Annotated in this window: 5 protein-coding genes and 1 pseudogene; 3 read left to right on the top strand and 3 right to left on the bottom strand. The window is 44.6% G+C overall.

The genetic code is table 11. From position 1 onward, the window contains the following. The 3 genes and pseudogenes from V7K60_RS06545 to V7K60_RS06535 form a co-directional block, all read left to right on the top strand. Positions 1–94: pseudogene (locus V7K60_RS06545) on the top strand (photosystem II protein D1); the annotation flags it as partial. A gap of 246 nt (positions 95–340) precedes the next feature. Then, positions 341–850, top strand: a complete 510-nt coding sequence (locus tag V7K60_RS06540) for a hypothetical protein (protein ID WP_334923926.1) — start codon at positions 341–343, stop codon at positions 848–850. 48 nt (positions 851–898) lie between these two features. Then, a complete protein-coding gene (locus tag V7K60_RS06535) occupies positions 899–1786 on the top strand; it encodes a hypothetical protein (RefSeq protein WP_334923924.1) in 888 nt (295 codons plus the stop codon). 45 nt (positions 1787–1831) lie between these two features. On the opposite strand, the gene V7K60_RS06530 is transcribed toward V7K60_RS06535, so the two are convergent. From V7K60_RS06530 to V7K60_RS06520, 3 genes are all read right to left on the bottom strand, one after another. Beyond that, positions 1832–2554, bottom strand: a complete 723-nt coding sequence (locus V7K60_RS06530; RefSeq protein ID WP_334923923.1) for a hypothetical protein — start codon at positions 2552–2554, stop codon at positions 1832–1834. Between the two features lie 686 nt (positions 2555–3240). Beyond that, the gene (locus V7K60_RS06525; protein WP_334923921.1) at positions 3241–5361 is read right to left on the bottom strand and encodes a catalase; all 2121 of its coding nucleotides are present in this window, start codon (positions 5359–5361) and stop codon (positions 3241–3243) included. 106 nt (positions 5362–5467) lie between these two features. Beyond that, on the bottom strand, positions 5468–6541 hold the full coding sequence (locus V7K60_RS06520) for an alpha/beta hydrolase (RefSeq protein WP_334923919.1): 1074 nt from the start codon (positions 6539–6541) through the stop codon (positions 5468–5470). Positions 6542–6876: the final 335 nt, after the last annotated feature.

Raw genomic sequence — 6876 nt, 5'->3', positions numbered from 1 at the left:
AATGCACGAGCGTAATGCTCACAACTTCCCGCTTGATTTGGCTGCTGGTGATTCCGCTCCTGTAGCTTTAACTGCTCCTGCTATCAACGGTTAATCATAATCTGAGATACGCTCTTCACGTTTATCTGTAGACGAAAGACGCTCTCCCGAAAGGGAGGGCGTTTTTTCATTGGGTTAATTAATACATTAAGCATGACACTTGACACTTTTTTGAAGTGCAAAAATGACCCTTATAGTTGAGAAGTTAGGAAATAATTATCAAAAAGTAAATTTTACGGGTAATAATTGCTAGCAGTGCAGATAATTGCCTCGAAGCTCAAGTATCAAGGAGAAGCCAAGAATGATTTTACACCGTGGGCGTAGGGTAGTAGCCGCTTTGTTGCTGTCAGTGTTAATACTGACAACAGCGTGTAGTCCAAAAATACCTGGACGTTTTGACCAAGCGCAAAAAGAAAGCACTCAACAAAAAAGCGGTCAATCGGTAGCTAAAACTGCAACTCAGGGTAGCGAATTTAATAAACTTTTCCCAAAAGCTAGTGATGGTTACCAACGCGTCTATACCCAAGAGAAAAAAGGCTTTGCAGAAGCGAAGTTGAAAAAAGGCGGTAAAGATATAGCAGTGCTATCTATTTCTGATACCACTAGCACACCCAGTGCAGCAGCAAAGTTCTTGAAAAGCACTAAAAAAATTGGCGGTTATCCCGCAATAGAAGTTGGTAAAACGCAAACTGCAATTTTGGTTGGTAAGTACCAAGTAAAAGCACTTTCTCGTGATTCATCATTTACAGCTAGCGATCGCGAAGATTGGCTAGAGAAGTTTAATCTTAATGGTTTGGCTAAACTGAAATGATTTGCACTACTAACATTCAGATAATAAAACCTAAATAAGGAGATTTTTGTGAGCAAATCGATTGTTGAGTTGGTTGATCAATTGCCAACTGGCGGCTTGACTGTTTCTATGTTGAAGTCCCTCGATTTTGTTGCTCCTGGAGAGTGGCAAAATACCGTCGGTTTTGTCAACACTATTAAGACTGTCACTGGCGAAGACGACGAAGATTTAATTCAGCAAATTGGCGAAAGAGCGATTTATCTATTCAACGATAAATCCCAAGGATACCAAACAGCCTTGTGGTTATATCAAACCGTTGATGGTACAGATAAAGCGCTTGGTGCAGCAGCTTTAGCTAACAAAGTCGGTGAAAAAATTCCTTTGTTGGGTTTTTTAAACTCTGTCACTCCCAAACCAGATAAAGCCCAAACCATTGATTTGACATTAAAATTAGTGGCTGAGTTGGTAACCTTCTGTCAAATTAACGGCATTCCTGGAGACAGTATTGGGGATTTTGTCGCCTCTTTAGGTGAGTATAGTGGTGAGTCACTGATCCGCATGGTGGCATTAGTTTGCGTTGATGGTTTGATACCTCTGGGGCCAGACTTCATCAGCAAAGCGATATCTGGGCTTAATCAAACAAATCCACAGGAGTTAGAAAAAAACTCGACTTTCCAAAACATCAAAGATGTGATTCCAGGGAACAATTCTGGCAGTAAACTCAACTTTATCGGTGAAAGCTTTGACTCAGTTAAAGGTTGGATGAGTGGGTTAGTTAGCGCCAATAATTTAACGCCGCAAAAGGTTGTCCACAACTTGCAAAGTTTTACCGATATTGCTGATGACAAGTTGGACTACCTCGCAGCATTCCTGGATGTAGCAACAAATTATTATGAACACACTGGCACGCAAACTTTAGCACATCGCTTGATTGAACGGGCGGTGGCTGAGATTTAGGTTGATGGAAAGTGGGGACTGGGAAGATTTCCCAATCTCCAATTCCTATTGAGGTAAATGCAAATCTGCGGCGATCGCATATAAGTAAGGTTGAAAAATAGCCAAGTTTTCTAGTTTATCAAACTTACCTGTTTGCGTACCTGGGTCAAAAGCAGTGGTAATTACGTAAAGTTTATTGCCATCAAAGGCAACATGACCGATATGTTGCTCTTGTACTCCACCTTGTTGCTTAAGTCCGGCGAACCCATAGCGGATTCCCTGAAGCTTACCAATGGGTACTGGTTGCGGTGGGTAGGCTAAGAAAGTAATCTGTTTTCCATATTTATCCTGACAGTCTTTCGCAAAAGCAGCGTAGTTATCTTCAACCCAAGCCTTGAGTGCTGATAATACCTGGGTTTGGTATTTGGAACTTTGGTAGTCTACTTGGGAACCAGGTGGAATACCAGCTGCTATGAGTTTCTTTTGGAAATCCTCGTTGTTTGCTAATGGGTAAATGTTAATCTCAACTGTACCCAAAAGTTCCCCTTTGGAGGAGACACACAATAAAGGTGCATTTCCCTTACAAGCAGCAACTTGCCAGTTAGTTGGGGTAGTAGCATTTCCCAGGATTTTCTGCCAGATATTTCCTTCATTAAGGTTGGGAAGTTTCGCAACGGCAGGGGACTTTACTTCTTTGGGTGGAGAAAATTGGGGAAGAACAAATTTTGCTCCCAGCGGTATTAATACCAGCAAAATAGAACCTAGTAATAAATGATAAAGTCGTAACATTTGCTTGAAAATCTATAGCCAAGGATTGCAGACTGAACAAATAATTCGTAATTCGTAGTGACACTTGATGACTCGCTCTAAGCGTTGGCGCAGCCTCTCGTAGAGAAGGCTTTACGCTGCGCTAACTTAATTTGTAATTAATTCAGGTTTAATGCCCTGCAATTAATTGATGGAGAAAAACAATTTATATTCCTCATTTCAAGCCCCTAGTTTTAACTATGGTGTAATAATTACGAGTTACGAATTAGTAATTATGAATTATCATAATAATATCCACAATACTTTATGGGTATAGAGGAAAAATACATTTATATTGCTGCGAGTTCTGCAAATGGAACTCAACAAACTATAGCGCTTCTTTGTGGAATGAGGTAAAAGGTAGGGCCAGAAAGCGGTGCATTAAACACACGGCTATTTAACTTGATATTAATAAACTTCTCTAAATAAGAATATATATTGTCGGCTGTAAAAATGGAAAGGACAGAAGTTATATCAAGTCCGGGTAATTAGTTATGATTCCCACAGTCATTGCACCCCTCCCCGCAAGCGGGGAGGGGAGACGAAGCGTAGCTTTGGCGGGGTGGGGTTCTTCGGGTTTAATAAGTAATCAAGCGGACATGATATTAGGTTTACCCTGCTTCTGTCGCATTTAGGATTAGTTACCGTTCACAAAGTCAAGCAAGTGGCTATGCAGGTACCATCTCCTTTTGAAATCTCATCCAATGGCGATGTTGCGCGATCGCACTGATAAAATCATCAGCTATCGATTTCAAGTCAGAGGCTTTGCGAGAAGTCACCACACCCATTTCAGAGCGCACGCCATCTTGCGACAACTTCACGCCCTCAAGATTAGCTATCAATAGTAGTTCGACGCCTTCGCTCGTAGCGGCGATCACTTTACAGTGTTTAAATGCCTCGTTGATAAAGTGAATCGCTTCTCCCTGTTGCTTGAGCATCTTGATACTCTGCGCTCCACCAGGTACATACACCGCATCAAACATCACAGAAGCAGCTGTTACAAAAGTCATCTCAACCGGGATTTCCTGACCATCATCGCCTTTAATTTTACCGCCATGAGTCGCAACGATTTTCGCATGAGCGCCCTGCTGCATTAGTGCCTGCTGAAGTGCGCCCAGTTCCTGAGCATTTACACCATCCGCCGCTAGAATTGCAATCCGGCGACTCTTAATCGTTTTTTCTGGCATCTTCTCTAGCATAGTTTGGATACTGAGCGCCGGAGATTTCTGCCCATGATTTGGTTTGACTTCGCCAGGAGCAGGTAAGCCCAGTCCTTGGGCAACGCGGGTTACAAGCTGATGATCGACAGAGTTTAGTAACTCCAGCATCCGCTCTTTGACAGCAAGGTTCATCACTTTGCCCAACTCAAAATGTGCCGCTTTGACTAAGTGTTCTTTCTCCGGATCAGACAAACTGTTCCAGAATAAAGTCGCCTGACTGAAGTGGTCATTAAAGCTGGGGCTGCGTTCTCGAATTTTATGACCTTCTACCCGCTCTTGATAGCTGACAAAGCCGCCGAGATTTTCAGGAGCCGTCATCGGGCAACCATTACCGAGCGAATTGGGGTAGTAGTTCACCTTTGAAGTGGGAATATTGTACTGCATAACGCCATCCCGCTGGTTATTATGGAACGGACAAACGGGGCGGTTAATTGGTAGATCGGTATAATTTGCGCTTCCCAAACGGTGTACTTGCGTATCAGCGTAGGAGAAGATCCGACCTTGCAGTAGTGGGTCATCCGAGAAGTCGATGCCTGGTACAATATTGGCAGGTTGAAAAGCAACTTGTTCGGTTTCAGCAAAGTAGTTGTCTGGGTTGCGGTTGAGTACCATTTTGCCGATTGGCTTTACGGGAACCAGTTCTTCTGGAATCAGCTTAGTGGAATCAAGGATATCAAAATCAAACTTAAATTCGTCCTCTTCCTCGACAATCTGCACACCGAGTTCAAATTCAGGATAGTCGCCCATTTCGATCGCGTCCCCTAAATCGCGGCGATGGAAATCAGGGTCTTTTCCGCCTGCCTTTTGCGCCTCATCCCACACCATCGAATGCACGCCCAGAATTGGCTTCCAGTGAAATTTCACAAACCTTGCTTTGCCTTGTTCGTTGACAAAGCGGAAAGTGTGAATACCAAACCCTTGCATCATGCGGTAGCTTCTAGGAAGGGCGCGATCGGACAGCACCCACATAATCATGTGCATCGATTCGGGCATTAGGGAGATAAAGTCCCAAAAGTTATCATGAGCAGCTGCCGCTTGGGGCATTTCGTTGTGTGGTTCGGGTTTAATCGCATGAACTAAGTCAGGAAACTTGATGGCATCCTGGATGAAAAAGACCGGAATATTGTTGCCGACTAAATCATAGTTGCCATCTTCAGTGTAGAACCTGACAGAAAATCCGCGCACATCGCGTACAGTATCAGCTGAACCACGAAACCCGACAACAGTCGAAAATCGAACGAAGACCGGAGTTTTAATGGAGGGATCTTGGAGAAATTTTGCCTTTGTATACTCTGCCAGGGATTCATAAGGCTGGAAGTACCCATGAACACCTGCTCCTCGCGCATGAACCACCCGCTCTGGAATGCGCTCTCGATCAAAGTGTGCTAGTTTCTCGCGGAAGTGAAAGTCTTCTACCAATGTGGGACCACGCTCACCAGCTTTGAGCGAATCATTTGTGTTGTTAACCCGAAGTCCCTGATTGGTGGTCAGATATTCCCCAGCTTCTTGACGAGAGGAATCTAGAGCCTTCTGTTTGCTTTGCTCGTTGATCGGATTGTGTTCACTCATGTTAGATATTTCAGGTGCTATTCAACAGTTTAATTAATTAGCGTGGCGTAGCAATTTGGTTAAACCCTTGCCACCGCGATCGCAGCTACTTGCGCTGTTTGATTTACTAGCTTTTAGTAGTGTTACTCATAAATCCAGAGCGCAGTCCGGCTGCTGCTTCCTTAACCGCTTGCTTCGCTTTATCTACCACTGCTCCGGTGCCAAAGAATTCATGAGTCACGCCGTTATAATTGATTGCCTTTACAGAGGAACCAGCTTCACGCAAACGCTTGGCGTAGGCTTCTCCTTCACTACGCAGTGGGTCAATTTCTGCCGTAATTACGGTTGCAGGTGGCAGACCGCGTAGGTTTTCTGCTCGCAGTGGTGAAGCATAGGGATTATTCCCATCAGACTGACTATTTAGATATTGGCTCCAGAACCAGATCATCATCGCTTTGTTGAGCGGTTTGGCATTAGCATTCTCCTGGTAGGAGGGTGTGTCAAAGGCGTAATTGGTAATAGGGTAGATTAGCATCTGATGCACAGGTATCTTGCCGCCTCTGTCACGTGCCATTAAGCAGGTGACAGCTGCCAAGTTGCCACCTGCGCTCTCGCCGCCGACTGCAACCCGCTTGGGGTCGCCGTTAATTCGGGCAGCATTCGCCATGACCCATTGAGTTGCAGCATAAGCATCTTCCGCCGCTGCGGGAAACTTATGTTCTGGGGCTTGGCGATAAGCGACAGATACAACCATACAGTTAGCTGCATTAGTCAAAGCGCGGCATGATGAATCATAGGTATCTAAATTGGCGATTACCCAGCCGCCACCGTGAAAGTAGACCAGTACGGGGAAGGGCCCCTTTCCCTTTGGCAGATAAATACGCGCTAGAAGATCGCCCCCTGGCCCTGGTATAAGTTGATGGTTGACATCCCCGACCATTTCCACCGCAGGCTTGCGACGTTTGGCAAGCACGCCCATAACTGCATCTGCGACAGTTGGGTTGTTGCGAGCATTCATCGGCGACAATTTCTCAGTGGGCGGTGCGTTAAAAGAGGTAAGTTCATCTAATACGGCTTTCATCTGAGCATCAGGCGTAGATACAGCCTCTGCTGACTTTGCCAGAAGTGGGCTACCTAAGGCAATCGCCACCACCCCTGACCCTGCCAGGGTGGCAAACTCTCTTCTCGATATCTGATTCACAAACTCCTCCAAAAAGTACCACAGCAGAAGTACAACCTAAATCTGACTGGTTTTTCCATCCAATTTGACGCGTAGGCGTAGCCCGTCGTAGACATCGCTGGTGACATCATCTCAAGCACTGGATTATTAGCCTGTTATAAGTGGCTCAAATCGCAGTAAGTTTACTTCTAGATGGCATTGAAGAGACTTACTTAACCTTTTAAAGTACTTCATCAGTATTAATCTTAAAAAGCTAGAAACAATCCTGCCTCTAGCATTGGTTAGTAATACCTAAGTTATTGTAGTGGAATAAACTACTACTAAATGCAGATGTGATTTTAAATACAAAAAAGTTA

The organism is Nostoc sp., from assembly GCF_036917555.1.
Taxonomy (GTDB): Bacteria; Cyanobacteriota; Cyanobacteriia; order Cyanobacteriales; family Nostocaceae; genus Nostoc.
The sequence above is the reverse complement of the archived record's forward strand: the minus strand, read 5'-3'. Positions and strand labels throughout refer to the sequence as shown.